This is a genomic window from Bradyrhizobium sp. MV1.5, assembly GCF_055807615.1.
Genome location: NZ_JBVVPL010000003.1, coordinates 147,105 through 169,604, shown reverse-complemented (window position 1 = coordinate 169,604; position 22,500 = coordinate 147,105). Strand labels below are relative to the sequence as shown.

The 22,500-nt window shown below is 63.6% G+C and carries 14 protein-coding genes, 2 tRNA genes, 2 rRNA genes, 1 pseudogene and 1 riboswitch (1 of these 20 cut by a window edge); of the genes and pseudogenes, 8 read left to right on the top strand and 11 right to left on the bottom strand.

What is annotated here, in order from left to right; genetic code table 11:
- The 4 genes from AC0L2J_RS04450 to AC0L2J_RS04435 form a co-directional block, all read right to left on the bottom strand.
- Nucleotides 1-583: ribosomal RNA gene (locus tag AC0L2J_RS04450) — 23S ribosomal RNA — on the bottom strand (it extends 2,290 nt beyond the left edge of the window).
- Nucleotides 584-988: 405 nt separating this feature from the next.
- Nucleotides 989-1,064, bottom strand: a tRNA-Ala gene (locus AC0L2J_RS04445).
- A gap of 33 nt (nt 1,065-1,097) precedes the next feature.
- Nucleotides 1,098-1,174, bottom strand: a tRNA-Ile gene (locus AC0L2J_RS04440).
- 188 nt (nt 1,175-1,362) lie between these two features.
- A 16S ribosomal RNA gene (locus AC0L2J_RS04435) occupies nt 1,363-2,851 on the bottom strand.
- Together the 16S and 23S rRNA genes with 2 tRNA genes alongside form the textbook arrangement of a ribosomal RNA operon.
- Before the next feature lie 1,010 nt (nt 2,852-3,861).
- Here AC0L2J_RS04435 and AC0L2J_RS04430 point away from each other — a divergent pair.
- A complete protein-coding gene (locus tag AC0L2J_RS04430; protein WP_007615283.1) occupies nt 3,862-5,925 on the top strand; it encodes a M23 family metallopeptidase in 2,064 nt (687 codons plus the stop codon).
- Nucleotides 5,926-6,080: 155 nt separating this feature from the next.
- A pseudogene (locus AC0L2J_RS04425) lies at nt 6,081-7,687 on the top strand (hypothetical protein).
- A gap of 100 nt (nt 7,688-7,787) precedes the next feature.
- Here the strand turns inward: AC0L2J_RS04425 and clpB are convergent.
- A complete protein-coding gene (gene clpB / locus AC0L2J_RS04420) occupies nt 7,788-10,427 on the bottom strand; it encodes an ATP-dependent chaperone ClpB (RefSeq protein WP_007615284.1) in 2,640 nt (879 codons plus the stop codon).
- Between the two features lie 242 nt (nt 10,428-10,669).
- On the opposite strand from clpB, the gene AC0L2J_RS04415 reads away from it, so the two are divergent.
- Nucleotides 10,670-11,473, top strand: coding sequence for an MOSC domain-containing protein (locus AC0L2J_RS04415; RefSeq protein WP_007615285.1), 804 nt, complete (start codon nt 10,670-10,672; stop codon nt 11,471-11,473).
- 103 nt (nt 11,474-11,576) lie between these two features.
- Here the strand turns inward: AC0L2J_RS04415 and AC0L2J_RS04410 are convergent, their stop codons facing one another.
- Nucleotides 11,577-12,374, bottom strand: a complete 798-nt coding sequence (locus AC0L2J_RS04410) for a TIGR02594 family protein (protein ID WP_007615286.1) — start codon at nt 12,372-12,374, stop codon at nt 11,577-11,579.
- A gap of 200 nt (nt 12,375-12,574) precedes the next feature.
- Here AC0L2J_RS04410 and AC0L2J_RS04405 point away from each other — a divergent pair, with 200 nt between their 5' ends.
- Entirely contained in the window at nt 12,575-13,438 is an 864-nt protein-coding gene (locus AC0L2J_RS04405; RefSeq protein ID WP_007615287.1) for an alpha/beta fold hydrolase, read from the top strand.
- Nucleotides 13,439-13,560: 122 nt separating this feature from the next.
- Here AC0L2J_RS04405 and metW read toward each other — a convergent pair whose 3' ends face one another.
- The gene (metW, locus tag AC0L2J_RS04400) at nt 13,561-14,223 is read right to left on the bottom strand and encodes a methionine biosynthesis protein MetW (protein WP_007615288.1); all 663 of its coding nucleotides are present in this window, start codon (nt 14,221-14,223) and stop codon (nt 13,561-13,563) included.
- Nucleotides 14,224-14,236: 13 nt separating this feature from the next.
- The gene (gene metX, locus AC0L2J_RS04395; RefSeq protein WP_007615289.1) at nt 14,237-15,439 is read right to left on the bottom strand and encodes a homoserine O-acetyltransferase MetX; all 1,203 of its coding nucleotides are present in this window, start codon (nt 15,437-15,439) and stop codon (nt 14,237-14,239) included.
- A 90-nt stretch (nt 15,440-15,529) separates the two neighbouring features.
- Nucleotides 15,530-15,609: riboswitch (SAM riboswitch) on the bottom strand.
- A gap of 204 nt (nt 15,610-15,813) precedes the next feature.
- Here metX and AC0L2J_RS04390 point away from each other — a divergent pair.
- The 3 genes from AC0L2J_RS04390 to AC0L2J_RS04380 are packed head-to-tail and all read left to right on the top strand — an operon-like array spanning nt 15,814 to nt 18,726.
- Nucleotides 15,814-16,662, top strand: coding sequence for a chorismate mutase (locus tag AC0L2J_RS04390; protein ID WP_007615290.1), 849 nt, complete (start codon nt 15,814-15,816; stop codon nt 16,660-16,662).
- A gap of 34 nt (nt 16,663-16,696) precedes the next feature.
- Entirely contained in the window at nt 16,697-17,791 is a 1,095-nt protein-coding gene (gene hisC, locus AC0L2J_RS04385; RefSeq protein WP_473387421.1) for a histidinol-phosphate transaminase, read from the top strand.
- Nucleotides 17,788-18,726 (top strand): prephenate/arogenate dehydrogenase family protein, encoded by a 939-nt coding sequence (locus AC0L2J_RS04380; RefSeq protein WP_473387419.1) that lies wholly within the window; start codon nt 17,788-17,790, stop codon nt 18,724-18,726. Before hisC ends, AC0L2J_RS04380 begins: the two co-directional genes overlap by 4 nt.
- Nucleotides 18,727-18,825: 99 nt before the next feature.
- Here AC0L2J_RS04380 and AC0L2J_RS04375 read toward each other — a convergent pair whose 3' ends face one another.
- Nucleotides 18,826-20,010: a DUF2125 domain-containing protein gene (locus AC0L2J_RS04375; RefSeq protein WP_473387417.1), complete on the bottom strand. Its 1,185-nt coding sequence runs from the start codon at nt 20,008-20,010 to the stop codon at nt 18,826-18,828.
- Nucleotides 20,011-20,120: 110 nt separating this feature from the next.
- Here AC0L2J_RS04375 and AC0L2J_RS04370 point away from each other — a divergent pair, with 110 nt between their 5' ends.
- Entirely contained in the window at nt 20,121-20,732 is a 612-nt protein-coding gene (locus AC0L2J_RS04370) for a gamma-glutamylcyclotransferase (RefSeq protein ID WP_473387415.1), read from the top strand.
- Here the strand turns inward: AC0L2J_RS04370 and AC0L2J_RS04365 are convergent.
- On the bottom strand, nt 20,729-21,502 hold the full coding sequence (locus AC0L2J_RS04365; protein ID WP_473387412.1) for a lysophospholipid acyltransferase family protein: 774 nt from the start codon (nt 21,500-21,502) through the stop codon (nt 20,729-20,731). The genes AC0L2J_RS04370 and AC0L2J_RS04365 overlap by 4 nt on opposite strands.
- A gap of 33 nt (nt 21,503-21,535) precedes the next feature.
- The gene (locus AC0L2J_RS04360) at nt 21,536-22,240 is read right to left on the bottom strand and encodes a YdcF family protein (RefSeq protein ID WP_007597307.1); all 705 of its coding nucleotides are present in this window, start codon (nt 22,238-22,240) and stop codon (nt 21,536-21,538) included.
- Nucleotides 22,241-22,500 lie beyond the last annotated feature (260 nt).

Below are 22,500 nucleotides of genomic sequence, written 5' to 3'. Positions count from 1 at the left end.
TTCACCTTTCCCTCACGGTACTGGTTCACTATCGGTCGCTGAGGAGTACTTAGGCTTGGAGGGTGGTCCCCCCGCGTTCAGACAGGATTTCACGTGTCCCGCCTTACTCGTGGATACATCATCGCATTACTCGTACGGGGCTATCACCCTCTAAGGCCCAGCTTTCCTGACTGGTTCCGATTGTCTTTGATGTATCACTGGCCTGGTCCGCGTTCGCTCGCCACTACTAACGGAGTCTCTGTTGATGTCCTTTCCTCCAGGTACTTAGATGTTTCAGTTCCCTGGGTTTGCTTGAAACCTCCTATGTATTCAGAAGTCTCATACCTTCTTTTGATAACCGGAAATCCAAAACCTCTTCGATCGAAATCTAAAGGCTTAGGCATCTCACATTTCTGTTCGAACCCCACACCACAGTCTTTCGACTGAGGTCTTGGAGTTCCGGCTATCGAAGGTGGGTTTCCCCATTCGGAAATCCATGGATCAAAGCTTCTTCGCAGCTCCCCACGGCTTATCGCAGCGTAGCACGTCCTTCATCGCCTCTCAGCGCCAAGGCATCCACCGAACACCCTTAAGGCACTTGATTGCTCTCATTATCAATGTCCACACACTCGGCAGAATGTTGTCTGCAGAACTACCTTGCGGTACGCGCCCTCGATGAACGCTATCTGCAGCCGGACAATGATTAGAAAGACCAGCTTGCTTCGTAAGATCGTTCCGATAGCGAGGCGGTCAAGCTTCGCTAAAAGGATCATTTACAACTCGCTCGTCTTTCAATGCAGCCTTGTGAGCTACCCTGGAAGACGCACGAGCGCCGAAATGATCCGGAGATAATGAAGTATCGCGCAACAATTGCTCGTTGCCCGATCCAACTCGGATCGATCTCCTCTTTACGATGTCAGAAATCACGCAGCTTACTGTCCATCCGGACTAGTAAGTGCGAAGTGATGTTTCGCGGACGACGGTATGAGTAGTCGGTGATCAAACCATCTGGTGGAGCCAGACGGGATCGAACCGACGACCTCATGCTTGCAAAGCACGCGCTCTCCCAGCTGAGCTATGGCCCCGTAACCAGAAGACGAATGCTCACTCGATGAGTGTGGTGGGCCTGGGAAGACTTGAACTTCCGACCTCACGCTTATCAAGCGCGCGCTCTAACCAACTGAGCTACAAGCCCCTAACGCATATCCAGTCAAGGACCAGGGATTCTGCAAGGTTGCAGCCCCAGCGCGTGTTCGTCCGCGAAGAAAGAGAAACGAAGACGGCGAAATCCCGCCAATGCAGCTCAACGATCCTGACGACCGTTGGCCACTGATGTTTCTAAAACAGTTCGATAGAAGCAAGCTTCTGAAGAACCATCCTTAGAAAGGAGGTGATCCAGCCGCAGGTTCCCCTACGGCTACCTTGTTACGACTTCACCCCAGTCGCTGACCCTACCGTGGCCGGCTGCCTCCCTTGCGGGTTAGCGCACCGTCTTCAGGTAAAACCAACTCCCATGGTGTGACGGGCGGTGTGTACAAGGCCCGGGAACGTATTCACCGTGGCGTGCTGATCCACGATTACTAGCGATTCCAACTTCATGGGCTCGAGTTGCAGAGCCCAATCCGAACTGAGACGGCTTTTTGAGATTTGCGAAGGGTTGCCCCTTAGCGTCCCATTGTCACCGCCATTGTAGCACGTGTGTAGCCCAGCCCGTAAGGGCCATGAGGACTTGACGTCATCCCCACCTTCCTCGCGGCTTATCACCGGCAGTCTCCTTAGAGTGCTCAACTAAATGGTAGCAACTAAGGACGGGGGTTGCGCTCGTTGCGGGACTTAACCCAACATCTCACGACACGAGCTGACGACAGCCATGCAGCACCTGTGTTCCAGGCTCCGAAGAGAAGGTCACATCTCTGCGACCGGTCCTGGACATGTCAAGGGCTGGTAAGGTTCTGCGCGTTGCGTCGAATTAAACCACATGCTCCACCGCTTGTGCGGGCCCCCGTCAATTCCTTTGAGTTTTAATCTTGCGACCGTACTCCCCAGGCGGAATGCTTAAAGCGTTAGCTGCGCCACTAGTGAGTAAACCCACTAACGGCTGGCATTCATCGTTTACGGCGTGGACTACCAGGGTATCTAATCCTGTTTGCTCCCCACGCTTTCGTGCCTCAGCGTCAGTATCGGGCCAGTGAGCCGCCTTCGCCACTGGTGTTCTTGCGAATATCTACGAATTTCACCTCTACACTCGCAGTTCCACTCACCTCTCCCGAACTCAAGATCCTCAGTATCAAAGGCAGTTCTGGAGTTGAGCTCCAGGATTTCACCCCTGACTTAAAGACCCGCCTACGCACCCTTTACGCCCAGTGATTCCGAGCAACGCTAGCCCCCTTCGTATTACCGCGGCTGCTGGCACGAAGTTAGCCGGGGCTTATTCTTGCGGTACCGTCATTATCTTCCCGCACAAAAGAGCTTTACAACCCTAGGGCCTTCATCACTCACGCGGCATGGCTGGATCAGGCTTGCGCCCATTGTCCAATATTCCCCACTGCTGCCTCCCGTAGGAGTTTGGGCCGTGTCTCAGTCCCAATGTGGCTGATCATCCTCTCAGACCAGCTACTGATCGTCGCCTTGGTGAGCCATTACCTCACCAACTAGCTAATCAGACGCGGGCCAATCTTTCGGCGATAAATCTTTCCCCGTAAGGGCTTATCCGGTATTAGCACAAGTTTCCCTGTGTTGTTCCGAACCAAAAGGTATGTTCCCACGCGTTACTCACCCGTCTGCCGCTGACGTATTGCTACGCCCGCTCGACTTGCATGTGTTAAGCCTGCCGCCAGCGTTCGCTCTGAGCCAGGATCAAACTCTCAAGTTGGACTTGAACTTTGAACCGGCTGATCACAACGTTTTGACGAGGTCCCACCATTTTTCATCGACCGAAGTCGATGAGCTGCCCGCGATTCACATCGCTGGCAACGATGGTGTAACCTTAAAACGTGTACCGCCGAAGTCTTTCGTCCGGTCCCGATCCAAAAAGCCGAAGCTCTTTAAATGCGAGACCCGCAAGGACTCCGCCGTCCACGTTTCTCTTTCTTCATCTTCACTTGTCAAACAGCCCGGGACCAGGAGGCCCCAACCTTCCAGAGAGGAAGGGTTCCGACACCCTTACCGACGATGGATGAACTCCAATCGACTTACGTCGACTGTTGTGTCACTCAACAAGGTGAGGAGCATCAGTGGCGCGTTCGCTCGCCTTGGTCAGTGACCCGGCGGCGCCGCGCTCAGTGGTCGGGTTATAGGCCCCACCCATCGGGGTTGTCAACGACCATTGTCAGAAAATCGTCGCACGGTGGATTGTTGAAAAAATATGCGCGATTACAGCGGGTTAGAAGGGCGCCGAGCGGCCGGATCGGGCCGGCGCGGAGAAAAAACTCAAAAAAAGTTTGGGCTCGAGGGGGCTACGGAGGCGGCATGGAGGCGCCTCGAACGCGGCTTGGACGCGACTTGGATCGCTCGTCCCTGGAAGACCGCTGGCGCCCGGCCGTTCCGGAAACTTTTCCATATTAGGCGCCGTACTTGAGCCACAATCCCCCGGCGTTCTGGTACAGACAAAGCTTGAATCGCAGGGATGCCAGTGGGGGCTGCCGGCGGTTTGTGTGGGGTCAGAGGAAGGCGATCATCCGATGAAGCAGCCTTCTTCAGACATTCGAGACACATCGAGAGATCTTTTTCCGCTTAGCTGTTCGTAATTTCGGCCGGTCCGTCATCTGGGCCTTCTGACCGCGGACGCCTATGCGGCTTGCCTTTTCCAGAGACGCCCTGAAGAGGGCGGCGTAAGGAGGGGCTCGAAATCGGGCTCTCGGGTCGTTGATTGGGGGACTTGGGTTGAACCACAGGACGTCACGCGGCGCTTACGGGCGTGAGACCGGGATCATCGATCTCGGCCACGAGCCGCCGCTGTCCGTCGATGGTTCCGAAGCCGCGGTCATCGATCGCCGCCGCGTCTCGGTGCAATGGTTCAGCGGGACGATTCTAACCGGACTTTGCGGCGCAGCCCTGATCGGCGGCGCCGTTTTCGCTTCGCTCGACGGCGAGATGACCTTCGCCAAGGTGCCGGAGCGCGTCGAAGGCGCGCTGCGCGGCGCATTCGGCGCAGCCGACCGCGCCGCCACGCTGCACAAGAGCGACCGCCTGCCGCCGCCGAGCGAATCCACGGCCTCGCGCAACATTGTGCGCGTCTCGACCGTCGCTCGCGTCGGCAACCGCGACGTGATGCGGGTGCGTCCCTTCATCCGGATTGCCGGCAATCTGTCGATGACGACGAGCGACCTGTCGGCAAAGATCCCGCCTTTCAACGCCCAGCGCCTTCTCACCGATGTCGGCTCCGATCCGAAGACGGCATCCGAGGATCCCAACAATCCAGAAGCCGTCGAACCCGACGCCGAGGTCTCGTTCGTCACCAAGGACCTCTCCCAGGTGCTGCCGAAAGCCAAGATTTCCGCAGTGGTGGCGCTCGACGACATCCTGATGCGGGTCCGCGATGCCGCCAACTGGCGCGGCAATGGCGGGGTGCGCTACGCCGCGCTCTCCAATGCTGCGGCCGACGTCTCCGGCGCGACCGGCCCGTCCGAGATCAGAAGCGCCTACGCCACCGAAGTGTCGCCGTCCGATCCCTATGCCGGCTTCGAGACGCGCGTGGTGCCGGAAAACGTCACGCTGCTGCCGAAGACCAAGGAACAGATCACCGGCGGCAATCCCAACGGCGAACGCGTCCACGTGGTCAAGAAGGGCGACAGCGTCGCCGGCGTGCTGCGCGATCTCGGCGCCACGGCCGAGGAGATCAAGGCGATCACCGCGACGCTCGGTCCGCGCGGCCGCGACGGCGGCCTGAAGGAAGGCGAGAAGCTGCGCATCCTGATGGCGCCCGCCAGCCCCGGCGCCCGTCTGCAACCCTACCGCGTCGTGATCGCCAACGAGACCATGGTCGAGGCGATCGCGGCGCTGTCCGATCTCGGCAAATACGTCGCGGTCGACGTCTCCAGCATGAACACCGTCGCCGACGCGGCGGCGAACGCCAACAGCGACGACGATGACGACGATGACGGCACGGGCGTGCGACTCTACCAGAGCATCTACGAGACCGCGATGCGCAACAAAGTGCCGATGCCCGTCATCGACGACATGATCAAGATCTATTCCTACGACGTCGATTTCCAGCGCAAGGTGGCGCCGGGCGATTCATTCGACGTGTTCTACGCCGGCGAAGACGAAGGCGTGACCGCGATCGAAAAGAACGACGTGCTGTTCGCTTCGCTCACGCTCGGCGGTGAGACCAAGAAATACTACCGCTACCAGAGCCCCGACGACGGCGTCGTCGACTACTATGACGAGACCGGCAAGAGCGCGAAGAAGTTCCTGGTGCGCAAGCCCGTCAACAATGCCATCATGCGCTCCGGCTTCGGCGGCCGCCGTCACCCCATCCTCGGCTTTGTGAAAATGCATACCGGGGTCGACTGGGCCACTTCCTACGGCACGCCGATCTTCGCCTCCGGCAACGGCGTGATCGAGAAGGCCGGCCCCGAGGGCGGCTACGGCAAATACATCCGCATCAAGCACAACAACGGCTACGAGACCGCCTATGGCCATATGTCGGCCTTTGCCAAGGGCATGGAGCCCGGCAAGAAGGTGCGGCAGGGCCAGGTGATCGGCTTCGTCGGTTCGACCGGCGCGTCGACCGGCCCGCACGTCCACTACGAAATCCTGGTCAACGGCCGCTTCGTCGATCCGCTGCGCGTGAAACTGCCGCGCGGCCGCTCGCTGGAAGGGCCGATGCTGGCCGGCTTCGAGAAGGAGCGCGACCGGCTCGACGGCATGATGAGCGGCCGCGCCGGCGCCATCGCCCGGATGTCGGACGCCACCGGCGGACCGTTGCAGGTGACGAACCGGTAAAGCCGGCGACCGGCCTAGATCGGCCGGTCATCTTCAAACACGATCCGGATTTGACGTCGTCGCGCCAGGCCCGCTTGGCCGCATCACAACGTCAAGTTTCGTTTGCTAAAGCGGCATGAGGAGCGAATACTTTCCAAAAAATGGGAGGTCTCGCCATGAAGAACAGGCTCGCCTGCGCAACCTTCGTCGCTGCGATCGTCTCCGCCACCAGCGTTTCGGCCGAAAACTGGGAGGTCACCAGGCTCGGCGTTCCACGGCGTGCACGGGCTTGCGATCGACAAGGCCGGCCATCTGTTTGCCGGCAGCGTCGCGGGCGCGGCGCTCTACGAGGTCGACATTGCTGGCGGTAGCGCGAAGGTTGCAATCCCCGCCCCGATCGGAATGGCCGACGACATCGCATTCGCCCCCGACGGCACCATGGCCTGGACCGGATTCCTGGCCGGCGATCTTTATTCGCGCAAGGGCGACGGCCGATCAAGAAACTCGCTTCCGGCCTTCCCGGCATCAACTCGCTCGCCTTCCGCAAGGACGGCCGGCTGTACGCCACCACCGTCTTCCTCGGCGACACGCTCTATGAGATCGACGTCGAGGGCGTCAAACCGCCGCGCCAGATCATGGAGAAGATGGGCGGCCTCAACGGCTTCGAGTTCGGTCCCGACGACAAGCTCTATGGTCCGCTCTGGTTCAAGGGACAGATCGCAAAGGTCGACGTCGACAAGGCCGAGCTGACCGTCGTCGCCGACGGCTTCAAGGTCCCGGCCGCGGTGAACTTCGATTCCAGGGGCAATCTCTGGGTGGTCGACACCGCGCTCGGGCAACTCGTTAGCGTCGATCCCAAATCGGGCGCCAAGACCATGGTCGCGCAATTGAAGCCGTCGCTGGACAATCTCGCGATCGACGACAAGGACCGAATCTACGTCTCCAACATGGCCGACAACGGCATCCAGGAGGTCGATCCGGCGACAGGCCAGGCGCGGCAGGTCATCATCGGCAAGCTCGCCTTACCCGGCGGCATCGGCGTCACGTCGGAGAGCGGCAAGGATACGATCCACGTCGCCGACGTGTTCGCCTATCGCACGGTGGACGGCGCGACCGGCGAGGTCACCGAGAAGGCGCGCATGCACGCCGCCGGCGTCACGCTCGAATATCCGATGAGCGCGACGGCGAAGGGCAACGACGTGGTGCTGTCGAGCTGGTTCACCGGCACGGTGCAGGTGGTCGACGGCAAGACCGGAGCCACGCGCAACATGCTACACGGCTTCAAGGCGCCGCACGACGCGCTCGTGCTCGCGGACGGCAGCATCCTGGTGGCCGAGCTCGGCACCAAGTCGCTGGTCCGTGTCAGCGGCGAGCACGGCAGGGATCGCACCCCGCTGATCGGTGGCCTCGAGGGCCCGGTCGGGCTCGTCGTCGGATCGCGCGGTGAGGTCTATCTGACCGAAGCCTTTTCCGGTGTCGTCTCGATGATCGAGAGCAACGGCGAAAAGACGGTCATCGCCAAGGACCTGAAAATGCCCGAAGGCATCGCCCGCGCCAGCGACGGCAAGCTGATCGTGGCGGAGGTTGGTGCGAAGCGGTTGATCGAGATCGCACCGGAGAGCGGCACAATCACCGAGATCGCGGCCATCTTCCATTCGGCCTGACGGGTGCGCCCGGAGGGCTGCCGACGCATATTCCGACGGGCGTCGGCATCGGGGAATCCGGCACGATCTATTTCTCGTCTGACATCGAGAACGCGATCTACAAGGTCACGAAGAAATAGGTCGCCGCAGTAAGTTCGCCGACAACCCGCAAGACAAATCGCCCCGGAAAGACTGACCTCTCCGGGGCGGCTTGTTGCTTCAGGCGTCGAATGCCGGCGCTCAGTTCAACTTCCGCTTCGACACCGGCGCCTCGAACTGGGCGATCTCCGCGGTCTGCGGCGCCTTGCCGTTGAAGGTCAGCACGTTGCCTTCGGACGAGATCGCAACGGTATCGCCGTCCTTGACGTCGCCGGCCAGGATCATCTCGGCGAGCGGATCCTGGACGTGACGCTGGATCACGCGCTTGAGCGGTCGTGCGCCGTAGGCGGGATCCCAGCCCTTGGCGGCGAGCCAGTCGCGGCCGGCAGCGTCGAGCGTCAGCACGATCTTGCGATCGGTCAGAAGCTTCTGCAGCCGCGCGAACTGGATTTCGACGATCCGGCCCATCTCGCTCCTCTGCAAGCGGTGGAACAGGATGATCTCATCGACGCGGTTCAAGAACTCTGGCCTGAAGTGCGACCGCACCATTCCCATCACCTGCTCGCGCACGGCCGAGGTGTCCTCGCCTTCCGGCTGGTTCACCAGAAACTCCGAACCGAGGTTCGAGGTCATGATGATCAGCGTGTTGCGGAAGTCGACGGTGCGGCCCTGGCCGTCGGTGAGGCGGCCGTCGTCGAGCACCTGCAACAGCACGTTGAACACGTCAGGATGCGCCTTCTCGATCTCGTCGAACAGCACCACCTGGTAGGGCCGGCGCCGCACCGCTTCGGTCAGCGCACCGCCCTCGTCATAGCCGACATAGCCCGGAGGCGCGCCGATCAGCCGCGAGACCGAGTGCTTCTCCATGTACTCGGACATGTCGAGGCGGACCATCGCGGTCTCGTCGTTGAACAGATATTCGGCGAGCGCCTTCGTCAGCTCGGTCTTGCCGACGCCGGTGGGTCCCAGGAACATGAACGAGCCGGTCGGCCGGTTCGGGTCCTGCAGCCCCGCGCGCGAACGGCGCACGGCGGTCGCGACTGCATGCACGGCTTCGGCCTGGCCGACGACGCGATTGCCGAGCGAGTCCTCCATCCTCAGGAGCTTGTCCTTTTCGCCTTCGAGCATCTTGTCGACGGGCACGCCGGTCCAGCGCGAGACCACTTGCGCGATGTGGTTGGCGGTGACCGCCTCCTCCATCATCTCGCCGGAATTCTCCTTGGCCTCGATCTCCGCAAGCTGCTTTTCGAGCTCGGGGATCCGGCCATAGGCCAGCTCACCGGCCTTCTGGAATTCACCGCGCCGCTGCGCGTTGGCAAGTTCGACCCGCAAGCCGTCGAGCTCGGCCTTCAGCTTCTGGGCGTCGGAGAGCTTGTTCTTCTCCGCGCTCCAGCGTGCCGTGAGCGCCGCGGATTTCTCCTCGAGGTCGGCCAGCTCCTTCTCCAGCGTCTGCAGGCGGCTCTTCGAACCGGCATCGCTCTCTTTCTTCAATGCTTCCTGTTCGATCTTCAGCCGGATGATTTCCCGATCCATCGAATCCAGCTCTTCCGGCTTGGAATCGACCTGCATCTTGAGCCGCGCGGCCGCCTCGTCCATGAGGTCGATGGCCTTGTCCGGCAGGAAGCGGTCGGTGATGTAGCGGTTGGACAGCGTCGTGGCGGCGACCAGCGCGGAATCGGTGATCCGCACGCCATGGTGCTGCTCGTACTTGTCCTTCAGCCCGCGCAGAATCGAGATCGTATCCTCGACCGAGGGCTCGCTGACGAAGATCGGCTGGAAACGCCGCGCCAGCGCCGCGTCCTTTTCGACGTGCTTCTGGTACTCGTCGAGCGTGGTGGCGCCGATGCAGTGCAGCTCGCCGCGGGCGAGTGCAGGCTTGAGCAAATTGGACGCGTCCATCGCGCCATCGCCCTTGCCGGCGCCGATCAGCGTGTGCATCTCGTCGATGAACAGGACGAAATTGCCCTCGCTCCCGGTCACCTCCTGGAGCACGGCCTTCAGCCGCTCCTCGAACTCGCCGCGATATTTTGCACCTGCAATCAGCGAGCCGAGGTCGAGCGACAGCAGCTTCTTGTCCTTCAGGCTCTCCGGCACGTCGCCGTTGACGATGCGCAGCGCCAGGCCCTCGGCGATGGCGGTCTTGCCGACGCCGGGCTCGCCGATCAGGACGGGATTGTTCTTGGTCCGGCGCGACAGCACCTGGATCGTGCGGCGGATCTCCTCGTCACGGCCGATGACCGGATCGAGCTTGCCGTCGCGCGCCGCCTGGGTCAGGTCGCGGGCATATTTCTTCAGCGCGTCATACGCGTTCTCGGCCGTCGCGGAGTCCGCGGTCCGGCCCTTGCGCAGCGCTTCGATCGCCGCGTTGAGGTTTTGTGGGGTGACGCCGCCCTTGGCCAGGATCGTGCCCGCCTCGCTGGTCTTCTCCAGCGCCAGGCCGAGCAGCAGCCGCTCGACCGTGACAAAGCTGTCGCCGGCCTTCTCGCCGGCCTTTTCGGCGGCGTCGAAGGTGCGGGCGAGCTCGGGCGCCAGGTAGATCTGGCCGGCACCGCCGCCAGAGACCTTCGGCACCTTGTTCAGGGCGTCCTCGGTCGCCTTCAGGATTGCGCGGGAATTGCCGCCGGCGCGGTCGATCAGACCGGCGGCGAGGCCTTCATTGTCGTCCAGCAATCCTTTCAGGACGTGCAGGGTCGAAAACTGCTGGTGCCCTTCGCGCACCGCAAGCGACTGCGCGGACTGGACGAAGCCCCTGGAGCGTTCGGTGTATTTTTCGATGTTCATATCGTGATCTTTCCCTCGGCCTGCCCCTGGAGCCCTCAAAGGCACTCCAAACGGCATCTTCATTGGGTTTCCGATGACCGCATTGACGTTTCTCAACCGGCAACGGTCGTTATCAGCCGGCGCTGGCGCCGGCCTGACCCAGATGTGGGAAGCGAGGCCTCGGACCGGAAGAGGCGAGTTCACAATTTCGTGCGCATATCCGCCCGCTTGGCGCCCGTGGGCCGAATCCCCTAAGTAGCGGCATGACACCGAGCGCAATCACAGCCAGCCAGACCGCCGAGATCACCGGCCTCTACCGCTACCCGATCAAGGGCCTGACGCCGGAGCCCCTGCCCCGCGTCTCCCTGCGAGCCGGCCAGACCCTGCCTGCCGACCGCCGCTACGCCATCGAGAACGGCCCCAGCGGCTTCGATCCGGAAGAGCCGCAGTGGAAGCCGAAGATCCAGTTCCTGATGCTGGCGCGCAATGAGCGGCTGGCTTCGCTCGAGAGCCGGTTCGAGGACGCGACCAACCGCCTGACCATCCGCAAGGACGGCCAGATCGTCGCCAGCGGCGACCTCGAGACCGCCGCCGGGCGCGCCGCCATCGAGGGCTATTTCAGCGAGAACTTCCAGCCGGAGCTGAAGGGCCCGCCCAAGATCCTGTCCGGCCGCGACCACAGCTTTTCCGATGTCGCCCGCAAGGTCGTGTCCATCATCAATCTCGACAGCGTCCGCGCGCTCGAGACCATGCTCGGCGGCACCGCCGTCCACCCGCTGCGCTTCCGCGCCAATCTCTACGTGAAGGGCTGGCCGGCCTGGTCCGAGCTCGACCTCGTCGGCCAGACGCTGGCGATCGGACAGGCCCGGCTGCAAGTGGTCAAGCGCATCAAGCGCTGCCCGGCCACTAATGTCGAGCCTGATACCGCCAGGCGCGATCTCGAAATCCCGGCCACGCTATCGAGCAATCTCGGCCACATGGACTGCGGCATCTATGCCGAGGTGATCGCCGACGGCGACATCGGCGTGGGCGATACGGTTGCGTTGGAAGAGCCGAAGCTGGTGTGACGCGGCCCGTACTCCGTCATTGCGAGGAGCGAAGCGACGAAGCAATCCAGGGGGCACCCGCGGAGGGCTTCTGGATTGCTTCGCTTCGCTCGCAATGAGGCCGTCAGTTCGGCATCACATACGCATAGATCCGGCCGCGCGAGACCGGTGCTTCGCGGACGCGGTTGCCGTTGTTGCCGGAGATCATGATCGGATTGCCCTGCGCGTCGACGCCGGTGACGATGCCGACATGACCGCCCCGGCCGCCGCGCGACATGACCGCGATGGCGCCGACCTGCGGACCGGAGACGCGCGTGCCGTAATGCGCGAACGAATTCGCCATATCGGAGCCGGTGCCACGGTGACCGGTCTTCTCAAGCACCATGTTCATGAACCGCGCGCACCACAGGCTGCCGCGCCCGGTCGGATTGCCGCCGACATAGCGGCGTGCCTCGGACACGAGGCCCGACCCGCCGCCGAAGCCGCCGCTGCTCGTCGCGCTATTGGCCAAGCCGCCAACATTCGCGTTGATGGCCATCCCACCCCCACGCCTCGTGGCGATTCGACGGCTGGCGCGCGTGGTCATCCCACCGCTGGTAACCATTCCACCGCTGCCCATCATGGCCATTCCACCGCTTCCACTCATGGCGATGCCGCCGCTATTGGCGTTCGGGTCATAGCTGGCGAAGGTGTTGCCGAAGCCGCTCGCCTGCAATTGCGCCGCACCGCGCTCGAAGCGCGAGCTGCGTGCATGATACCGGAAATGATGATGTCTGCTGGCGTGATGCGCGTAAGCGTGCCGCTCTGCGCTATGACGATGAGATCGTGCTGACGCCGGAGAGGTGAGCGCGGCGACCGCCGCGAAGAAAACAGCCAGCGCGACGACACAGCGCGACAGGCGAGACGCAAACAACTCGAACATTCTTCATCCTTCGTTGACACCCCCACTTCCCAATCGGCCCGTGCGGTGGCCGACATCCGCGGGCTGTATCAGTATCCCGATGTGGCAAGAACAAGACGCGGTCCCGAAGAATTTGGACGATGATTAACAAGTGTTAGGATCGTATGCGCTGACCGCAGGACGGCATTCCAATGCCGCAGCCACCTCAGGGAGAAAACCGGATGCCTCACGCCCTCACGAAAGACAATTGCCGCCTCTATTTCGAAGAAGCAGGCACGGGCACGCCGATACTTTTTCTGCACGAATTCGCGGCCGACTACACCAATTGGGAGCCGCAGATGCGCTACTTCTCGCGCGGCCATCGCTGCATCACCTATTCCGCGCGCGGCTACACGCCATCGGACGTCCCTGATGGCGAGGTCTACGGCTACACGCATTTCTACACCGATGCGCTCGCGGTGCTCGATCATCTCAAGATCGAACGCGCGCACTTCGTCGGCCTCTCGATGGGGGCCTATTCGTCGCTCCAGATCGGGCTCAACGCGCCCCAACGTGCGCTGTCGATGACGCTCGCCGGCGTCGGCTCAGGCTCGGAGATCGAGAACCTCGACGCCTGGCGCCAGCAGTGCCGCGCCAACGCGGAGCAATTCGAGATGCTCGGCTCGACCGAAGTCGCAAAAGTCACGCGCGAGGCGCCGAGCCGGATTCCCTTCCTGGTGAAGGACCCGCGCGGCCACGCCGATTTCTACGCCGCCCTGGCGCGGCACGACGCCCAGGGATCGGCGCGGACGATGCGCGGCTTCCAGGCCGGCCGTCCCTCGATCTTTACGATCACGGACGCGATCAGGGCCGCCACGACGCCGGCACTCATCATCTGCGGCGACGAGGACGATCCGTGCGTGGGCGCAAGCCTGTTCCTGAAGAAGCATCTGCCTGCGGCAGGGCTCGCCATGTTTCCGAAGTCCGGCCACGTGCTCAATCTCGAAGAGCCCGCCCTATTCAACGAAGCGGTGGAACGGTTCGTCACGCTGGTGGAAGCGGGAAGATGGCCGGTGCGCGATGCGCGGACGTTGGCGGCGCATTAGCGCGAAGACGTCATCATACGCGCCGTCGCGTAGCCCGGATGGAGCGCAAGCGTAATCCGGGGCCTTCGCCTCCGCGGATAGAATCCCGGATTGCGCTACGCTTCATCCGGGCTACGGGAATCCTACTTCCTGCCGCCTCGCGTCAGCAAGAACACGCCCTGCTCGCCGAACAGATTCCACACCCACCAGGGCATCCGCAGCCGCAGCGGACGGCCGTAGAGGTCGAGCGCCTCGGCACGTTCCATCTTGACGTCGATCGCGTCGCAAAGCTCGACGAAATCCTTGATGGTGCAGAAATGGATGTTGGCGGTGTCATACCAGCTTGCCGGCAGATTCTCCGTCCGCGGCATGTGGCCGCCGATCAGGAGCTGGAGCCGCATCTTCCAGAAGCCGAAATTCGGGAACGACACGATGGCGCGGCGGCCGATGCGCAGCAAATTCTCCAGCACCACTTTCGGCTGCCGCGTCGCCTGCAACGTCTGCGACAGGATCACGTAGTCGAAGGCGTCATCCGGATAGTTCACGAGGTCAGTGTCGGCATCGCCCTGCACCACTGCAAGGCCCTTGGCGACACAGCGGTTGACGCCCTCGCGCGACAGCTCGATGCCGCGGCCGTCGACGCCGCGGGTTTCCAGCAGCTGGAGCAGGTCGCCCTCGCCACAGCCGACGTCGAGCACCTTCGAGCCCGGCTTGACCATCTCGGCCACCAGCACATGGTCGGCGCGAAAATCACCGGGCTGCCCGGTCGCAACGCCGCCCAGCGGCAACGCTTCCTGTACAGACATGGCTAGCCGTCCTTTAAGCTTTCTTGGCAGTGAGCCCGCGCGCCTTGCCTGCCGATTGCAGGAAGGCACGGCCGATGTCGAAGAACTCGGGCACGTCGAGCAGGAACGCGTCGTGGCCGCGATCGGTTTCGATCTCGGCGAACGACACCCGCGCACTCGACGCATTCAGGGCGTGCACCAGCGCGCGCGATTCCGAGGTCGGGAACAACCAGTCGCTGGTGAAGGAGACCACGCAGAAGCGGGTCTGGATCCCCGCGAACGCCTTCGCCAGGACGCCGCCATGGTCGCCGGCGATGTCGAAATAGTCCATCGCGCGGGTCAGATAGAGATAGGAGTTGGCGTCGAAGCGCTCGACAAAGGACGAGCCCTGGTAGCGCAGATAAGACTCGACCTGGAAGTCGGCGTCGAACGAGAAAGTCGGCAGTTCGCGGTCCTGCATGCGCCGTCCGAATTTTCGATGCAGGGCGGCGTCCGAGAGATAGGTGATGTGCGCCGCCATCCGGGCGACAGCGAGCCCGCGATGCGGATGGAGGCCGTGGTCGGCATAGCCGCCATGGTGCCAATCGGGATCGGCCATCACCGCTTGGCGGCCAAGCTCGTGAAACGCGATGTTCTGCGCCGAGTGTCGTGTCGAGCAGGCAATCGCCAGCGCGGAGAACACGCGGCTCGGATAGGCCGCAGTCCATTGCAACACTTGCATGCCGCCCATCGAGCCGCCGACGACCGCGAACAGCGTGTCGATGCCGAGCCGGTCGATCAGCATCGCCTGCGCGCGCACCATGTCGGGGATGGTGATGACGGGGAAATCGAGACCCCAAACCTTGCCGGTCGCGGGATTGATCGAAGCCGGACCGGTCGAGCCCATGCAGCCGCCGATCACGTTGGAGCAGATGATAAAATACTCGCTGGGATCGAGCGGTCGGCCGGGGCCGACCAAGGTCTCCCACCAGCCGGGCTTGCCGGTGACAGGGTGCACATTGGCGACGTGCTGGTCGCCGGTCAGCGCATGGCAGATCAGGATCGCATTGGAGCGATCGGCATTCAGCTCGCCGTAAGTCTGGTAGGCGATCTGGAACGGGCTGAGATCGACCCCGCAATCGAGCCGCAGCGGCTGCTCCGAGCCGAACTGCGCGAGCTGCGAGCTCGGATGATCCACCTCGTGCGACCGCTCGTCGGCGGTGATCGCGGGACTCGGAATTGACTGGACGCCAACCATCTGACCATCGACCTCGTTTGCGATCGTAGAAGTGACCGCATTGACATCAGGCCATGAAAAACCCGGCCTGAACGATAGGTTCGGCCGGGATCGAAAGCGTCCCCGGCCTGTTTAGCGAGTTTTTTAACGTGGCTGCAAGCCGGCCGGCTCAAATGACCACGGAACGGGTAAAAACTACCGTCTCAGGCGGTTTTCGTCAAGTCGCGGCCCGGATCGCCCAAATTCGCCCGTCGCGCCGCGGGCGGAAAAGGCCCGATTTCCCATTGCAATTCTCTTTGCTTTCGCAGCCCCGACTGCCTAATCAGGACATCCATCGCAGCGGTGACGGCTCGACTGATCCGCATTGGAACGCCTCGCAACAGCACCTCACAGACATGTCCCAACGTCCGCCCGCGCCACCATCGCTCCAGGAATTGCGCAAGGAGATCGACGCGATCGACGAGGGCATGCATCGCCTGCTGATGCAGCGCGGCGACATCATCGACCGCCTGATCCAGGTGAAGCAGACCCAGGAGGTCGGCTCGGCGTTCCGTCCGGCGCGCGAGGCCGCCATGATGCGTGACCTCGTCCAGCGCCATCGCGGCATCCTGCCGCTCGACACCGTCGAGAGCATCTGGCGCGTCATCATCGCGACGTTCACTTACGTTCAGGCGCCGTTCTCCGTGCATGCCGACATTTCGGCAAGCGAGCCCGCGATGCGCGATTCCGTACGCTTCCATTTCGGATTCACCGTGCCTTACGTCGCGCATTTCAGCGCGCAAGCAGCGGTCGAGGCGGTGGCGAAATCCAAGGGCGACCTTGCGCTGGTCTCGGCGACCTCCAGCCGCACACCATGGTGGCTGGAGCTGGAAGCAGAAGGCGCACCGAAGATCATCGCACGGCTGCCTTTCGTCGAGCGCGCCGACCATCCGGCGGCGTTGCCCGTGTTCGCGGTCTCGCGCGTCGCCGACAGCGCCCTGGTGACGGAGGTCGAGACCTTCAGCGTGCGCGTGTCGGGGTGGAACGCCGAGGTCGCGCGCGCCCTGTCGCCGCTCGCCGAGATCGTGGCGGTGCCCGATACCGCCTTCGACGGCGCCGCGCTGCTGGTCTCGGTCACCGCGACGAGCAGCCTCGACAAAATCAAGACTGCCCTGATCGAAGCGGGTGCCTCGGTGCGCTCCACGGCCCTCGTCGGCAGCCACGCAACGCGCTATACGGTGCCCCCGACCGGGTCGAAATCGTAAGTCGCGAACCGCTTAAGCCATTCCGGAGTTAAAGATGTCCCGCCCCGTGCCGAACCCCGGCATTCTCGATATTGCTCCCTACACGCCCGGCAAGACCCCGGTGCCGGAGCCGGGCCGCAAGGTGTTCAAGCTCTCGGCCAACGAAACGCCGTTCGGGCCCTCGCCGAGGGCGATCGAGGCGTTCAAGCACGTGGCTGATCATCTGGAAGACTATCCGGAAGGAACCTCGCGCGTGCTGCGCGAAGCGATCGGGCGCACCTTCGGGCTCGATCCCAACCGCATCATCTGCGGCGCCGGCTCGGACGAGATCCTCAACCTGCTCGCTCACACCTATCTGAGCCATGGCGACGAGGCGATCTCGACCACGCACGGCTTCCTCGTCTACCCGATCGCGACCATGGCGGTCGGCGCCAGGAACGTCGTCGCGGCGGAGAAGAACCTCACCGCGGATGTTGACGCCATCCTGAAAGCCGTGACGCCGCGGACGAAACTGGTCTGGCTCGCCAACCCCAACAACCCGACCGGCACCTATCTGCCGTTCGACGAGGTCAAGCGCCTGCGCGCCGGCCTGCCGTCGCACGTGCTGCTGGTGCTGGACGCGGCCTATTGCGACTACGTTTCGCGCAACGACTATGAAATGGGGATCGAGCTGGTCGCGACCACCGAGAACACGGTGGTGACGCACACCTTCTCCAAGATCCACGGTCTCGCCGCGCTGCGCATCGGCTGGATGTTCGGCCCCGAGCATATCATCGACGCGGTCAACCGCATCCGCGGTCCCTTCAACGTGTCGACGCCGGCGATGTACGCTGCCGTTGCCGCGATCGAGGACACCGAGCACCAGGCCATGTCGAAGCAGTTCACCGAGACCTGGCGCAACTGGCTCGCCGAGGAGATCGGCAAGCTCGGGCTGAAGGTGACGCCGAGCGTCGCCAATTTCGTGCTGATCCACTTTCCGACCGAGGGCAAGACCTCGGACGCCGCCGACGCCTTCCTCACCAAGCGCGGGCTGGTGCTGCGCAGCTTGAAGAATTACGGCCTGCCGCATTCGCTGCGCATGACCATCGGCACCGAGGAGGCCAACCGCCTCGTCGTCGAGGGCCTGCGCGACTTCATGGCCGGACGATGAGCGCGACCCCGCATTTCCAGCGCGTCGCGCTGATCGGCTTCGGCCTGATCGGCGGCTCGATCGCGCGCGCTGCGAAGCTCCAGGGCCTGGCTGGCGAGATCGTCACCACCGCGCGCTCGGAGAAGACGCGCGCACGCGTGATCGAGCTCGGCATCGTCGATCAGGTCGTGGCGACCAATGCAGAAGCCGTGAAGGACGCCGATCTCGTCATCCTCTGCATTCCCGTCGGCGCTTGCGGGCCGGTGGCACAGGAGATCGCCGCGCATCTCAAGCGAGGCGCGATCATCTCCGACGTCGGCTCGGTCAAGGGCGCCATCGTCAGGGATATGGCGCCGCATCTGCCGAATGGCGTTCATTTCGTGCCGGCGCATCCGGTTGCTGGCACCGAGCACTCAGGTCCGGACTCCGGCTTCGCCGAGCTCTTCATTAACCGCTGGTGCATCCTCACCCCGCCGGAGGGCGTTGATGCGGCTGCCACCGATCGCCTGCGCGCGTTCTGGGCGGCGATGGGCGCCAAGGTCGAAATCATGACGCCGGATCATCATGATCTCGTGCTCGCGATCACCAGCCATCTGCCGCATCTGATCGCCTACACCATCGTCGGCACCGCCGACGAGCTGGCGCAGGTGACGGAGTCCGAGGTCATCAAGTTCTCCGCCGGCGGCTTTCGCGATTTCACCCGCATCGCCGCCTCCGATCCGACGATGTGGCGCGACGTCTTCCTCGCCAACAAGGAAGCCGTGCTGGAGATGCTCGGCACCTTCACCGAGGATCTGGCCAAGCTCACTCGCGCGATCCGCCGCGGCGACGGCGAGGCGCTGTTCGACCACTTCACCCGCACCCGCGCCATCCGCCGCGGCATCGTCGAAATCGGCCAGGATTCGGCCGCGCCCGACTTCGGCCGGCCGCATGCGCAGCTCGGCAACAAGCCGTAGCACTGAAGTAGCCCGGATGGAGCGCAAGCGTAATCCGGGACCTCCGTCGCTTGAGGCAAGATTCCCGGATTGCGCTTCGCTCCATCCGGGCTACAGCAATCAATACAGCGGCGGGATCTGGCCGACCTTGACCGGGCCGAGCAGCACAGCGCCGTCGACGAATTTCAGCGGGAAGCTGCGAGCCTTCTTGCCTTCCAGCGTGCTCTCGGTGCCGATCGAATTGATGCCGGCGGCAACGCCGGCATTGGCGTTCTGCTTGATGACTTTGCCGAGGCCGGGAACGGCGCGGTCGAGCGCACCGAACAGATTGTTGAGGTCCTGTGACTTCACGCCGGGCGCAACGCGATCGAGGGTCGCCTGCGGCACCCCCTCCTCCAGCATCTTCTCGATGCCGAGCGCGGGGATCACGCGCTCGAGGCCCGTCACTGTCATTTGCAATTCGCCGTCGAGACGGCCGTTGGCCGAGAGCCCGAGCGTGCCGGCCGCAACCGCGATCATCTCGCCCTGCTGGATCCGGGACTGCACGATCTCGATATGGCCGCCGGCGGCCTGGATCTCGCGGAAGCGCTGCGGCCACGGCTTTGGCGTGAGGTCGGATAGTCCGGTGATCTTCGCCCGCGTGTCGGCCTCGAATGGCTCAGCGAGCAGCGGATGAACGCCCTGGATGCTGCCCTGCGCGATCTGGAGCACGGTCTCGATCACGGGATGGTCGGACGGCGATCCATCCGCGAGGCGCCCATGCAGCTCGACCTGTTTTGCGCGCGCGAGCGGCACCTGCACGCTGCCGTCGACCCGGTTGACGGTTGGTTCCTCGAACACGATGGAGGCGCGCTCCGGCACGGCGGGCAGGCCGAACACGCTGCTGCGGCCCTTGCTCCAGTTCACGACGAAGGTGCTTTGCGTGACGCCGTCAGTGAGCGTCGCGGGTGCGGTGAATTCGGCGATGACGCGCTTGGGATCGTAGACCTGGGCGACAACCAGGATGTTGTCGAGCTTCGCCGTGAACGGCGTCTTGCTGGCGTTCTGCGACACCAGGGCGACGCTGGCGCCGGAGCATTGGACCTCGAAGCGGAAGGGGAAGCCCGCGATCGAGCGCTTGGCGCAATCATAGACGCGGCCGGATCTGGCCTCCTGCGCGCGCCAGGCGTCGGCGGCGATTTCGGCCTGCGACGCCGCATAGAACCAGAAGCAGCTCCACGCCACCGCGAGGATCAGGAGGATGACAGGGGCGATGAAAAGGCCCCAGCGGGAGCGCCGGCGCGCGGCAACGGTCATATCGGACATGCGGCGATCCTTTGACCCCTGATTTTGTCAAATGTAAGCGAGGTGCGGCTGCGACGAAAGGCTGAGAATTCGCTTCGCTTGGGGGCGCGGTTCTGGTAGCCGTGCCCGAAATGTCGGAAATCACCCTCCCCTCCGTCACCACAGCCAAAGGCGACCTCTGGGTGTTCGGCTACGGCTCGCTGATGTGGCGGCCGGGCTTCGAATTCGAGGAGCGCGTCCCGGCGCGGCTGGTCGGCGAGCATCGTGCGCTCTGTGTCTATTCCTTCGTCCACCGTGGCACGCCGGAGAAGCCGGGTCTGGTGCTCGGACTCGACCGCGGCGGCGCCTGTCGCGGCATCGCCTTCCGCGTCGCCGAAAAGAACCGCGCCGACGTCGTCGCCTATTTGCGCGCGCGCGAGCAGGTGACGTCGGTCTATCGCGAAGTCATGCGCTCGGTGTGGCTGGAGAACGACGCGCGGCAGCGCGTCTCCGCGCTCGCCTATGTCGTCGATCGCGGCCATGTGCAATATGCCGGCCGGCTGTCGCTCACCGACCAGCATCGCCACGTGCTCCAGGGCCACGGCCAGTCCGGCGCCAACCGCGACTACGTGACCGCGACGGTGAGGGCGATCGAGGCCGAAGGTTTTCGCGATGCGCCGCTGCATCAGCTTGCCATGATGCTGCATGGTGATGCGCATTCTCAGCACGCGCCGGCTCCGGTGGACGATCGGGAAAACCGCTAGCTCTCCGACGGCGCATAGCTCGGCGCCGAGCCGATCAGCTGCTCCTGCTCCTTGCGGCCCGCTTCGACGAGGCGGCCGGTCGCGTCTTCGATCACCGTTTGCACACGGGAGAGAAACTCGTCCTTGGGCAAGCCCGGCGGCAGCGGATCGAGGAACTCCACCACCAGCGTGCCGGGATAGCGCATGAAGGTGCGGCGCGGCCAGAACAGGCCGGAATTGAGCGCGATCGGCAGGCACTGCGCGCCGCAGGACGAATAGATCTGCGCGAATCCGCTCTTGTAGTCCGGGGGCGCGCCCGGAGCGCGGCGCGTGCCTTCGGGAAAGATCACGAGCTGCGCGCCGCTGCGCACCGCTTCCCGCGCACGCCGCGTCATGTCCAGCAGCGCCTTGACGCCGGCGTTGCGGTCGATCGCGATCATACCGGTCTTGACCAGGAACTGGCCGAACACCGGGATCTGCATGAGTTGACGCTTGAGGATGAAGATCGGACGGTTGAAAAAGCCCGGCAAGACGAACGTCTCCCAGAACGACTGGTGCTTCGCCACGACGACCAATGGTCCCGTCGGTATCCTTTCGAGGCCGCGGAATTCCACCTTGATGTTGCAGACGGCCCGCATCAGAAACAGCGTCGCCTTCGCCCACCATTGCGCGACCGTGAGCATGGCGCGCGGCGGCAATGCGAAGGTCGGCAGCGCCACGATCGCGAGGCACACCAGCACGGCGTAGAACAGCACGTTGAACACGAGTGATCGCAGGAAAATCAAGAACATCGAGGATCCGATCAATTGCCGATCAGTTGCCGATCAATTGGCCTGTGCGGTGGCGGGCCGCTTCGGCTGCAGCCCGGAAGGCTGCTCCGACATCTCGGGCGAAAGGTCAATCCCGAAATCCTCCAACCGCACCCTGAGCTCGGCCGCGATGTACTTGACGTATTCCGACAGGAGCAGCCGCAAGGTGGACGCCGAGGTCCACCACGGCTCCTCGCGCCATTTGTCGCCGACCACCACGAACGGGATCAGTGTCGTCTCCGGCATCGCATGCGAGAATTCCACGAGCGCGCGCGGCATGTGATAGTTCGAGGTCACCACGATCAGCGATTTGAAGCCGCGTCCCGCGGCCCAGCGCCGCGCTTCCGCGGCATTGCCGCGGGTCGAGACCGCCGTGCGGTCGAGATCGACGCAGCAACGCATGAAGGACTGGTTCTCCGGCAGCGTCCGGGAGATGTCGCTCGCCGTCGAGGTCGGATGCACACCGGAGATCAGGAGCCTCCTGCCGTAACCGGCAGCGAGCAGCTCCATCGCATCCGACACCCGCGAGGAGCCGCCGGTCAGAACTACGATGCCGTCCGCCTTGCGGTCCGGCGCGATCTCGGCGCCCCGCAATTGCGACAGAAACGCGATGAAGCCCGCCGCCGCGCCGACGAAGGCGAGCGCAATCGTCGACATCACCGCCGCGCGCAGCCAGCCGCGCGGCAGTTTCGGCGATCGATCGTCGGTCGGCGCGGTCATGCGATGTCGGTGATCCCTTCCCGGAGGTGATTTTAGGACGTTTTGAGGCGAAGTGGAGTCCGGTTTGTCGGCCTCAATCGATGTGGCGAAGCACTGGGGCCGCGAACTAGATTTCCCCTCTCCCCTTGTGGGAGAGGGTGGCGGGGCCCCGCGGGGGGGGGGCGGGGGGGGGGGTGTAGACCCGCGGGGGGGGGGGGGGGGTTGGTTTGGGGGGAAAACCCCCCCAACCCGGCGGAGGCGCCCCCGAAACCCCCACGGGG